Source organism: Coleofasciculus sp. LEGE 07092 (assembly GCF_015207375.1).
Lineage (GTDB): Bacteria > Cyanobacteriota > Cyanobacteriia > Cyanobacteriales > Coleofasciculaceae > LEGE-07092.
In genome coordinates, this window is sequence record NZ_JADEWY010000290.1 from 1 (window position 1) to 1,372 (window position 1,372).

At 46.4% G+C, this 1,372-nt stretch carries 1 protein-coding gene; it reads right to left on the minus strand.

The window, feature by feature from the left end; genetic code table 11:
- Positions 1 to 133: 133 nt before the first annotated feature.
- A complete protein-coding gene (locus IQ257_RS29625) occupies positions 134 to 871 on the minus strand; it encodes a hypothetical protein (protein ID WP_193882851.1) in 738 nt (245 codons plus the stop codon).
- Positions 872 to 1,372 lie beyond the last annotated feature (501 nt).

Genomic DNA, 1,372 nt, shown 5'->3' on the forward strand with positions numbered 1-1,372 from the left:
GTGGGGAGTGGGGAGTGGGGAAGATAACTCCCTGTACCTCGTTTAAACAGGAATTGTTATAGCTCCCCATTCCTCGTCTTGTGAGTCAAAAGCCTCAGCAGCAAGTGCCATTAGCCTCTTAACGCTGAAGTTTTTACCAAAGCCCTCTCACTGGCTGTGTTTGTTCCTCCATCATTTGTTGCTGTGGCATTGGTGTCGGCTGCTGTTGCACTGTACTCCGAGGGGGAGTTGGAGTAGTGGGAGTCATCATCGGTCTTTCAACGCCAGGAGTGACGGTTGTCCTATTACGAGTTTCTAGCTCAGAGAACACCTGATCAACTCTTGAAGTATAAGTCCGTGGGGGTATTGCCGAGACGGGATTGTAATCAGTAATACGCCCATCTTCAACCATAACTGGTGTACCAGGAACTAAGCCGATACTCTCAGAGCGTGAAACACCAATATTCTTACTGTCACCATTCTCCAGCTCAACAGTGACGATATTGCCAGTTATACTTCTGATCGTGCCTTTCATCGGTTGAGTCGCAGCCATAGGACTCATATCGCGATTCCAATCTCCTTCGCCGACGGAATCCATGTCTACAAGACGCCCATCTTGCATGAAAACTTCTGCACCGGGTCGCAACTCACCAAGTTGTGATCTCGATAGACCAATATTTTCCGTGTCGCCATTCTCCATCTCAACCGTGGCGATATTACCCGTTATACTTCTAATCGTACCTCTCATGGGTGCCATCTGAGCAATCTGGTTTGTAGACTGACCCTGAAGTTGTTCGCCCATGGGATTAGCGATCGCCGGAGTTCCTGCCACTGCACAGAATGCTAGGGACAGCACTGTTCCTGTTAATAGGTTTATGTTCTTAATTTGCATCGTAACCTCGCTTTTATGACTTGTGGTCATTCCGATAACAGAGATGACTTGTTCAGGAGTGAACTCCCAATTTCTGTATCGAATGACACTCTATTAATATTAAGAATTGGGATAAAATAAAAAACTGATCGATAGACAGATTTTGAATAATGAGTTGTGATAAAGGCTGTAGTTGACCAGATACTAATCCTCAGGACAACTCTCTACTCTGTAACTACGTGAAATAACGCTAGCTCCGAGCCGATTGAAATAAGCACGTTGACTGTTGACAAAGCATACCAAACGTCCACGCCCAGTTTAGCGATCGCTAATCTTCAGGACTTACGCACAGACCCTACAAGTACAAGTGTGGGTTTAGAGGCTTTCTTTGCATAAGTCCTGAACTTGTTGCACCAGAGATTTTCTAGTGCAGCATTGCAGAAATAACAAACCCGTTAAATATCTCCCCAGCTCCCAAGCTCCCAAGCTCCCAAGCTCCCAAGCTCCCAAGCTCCCCAGCTC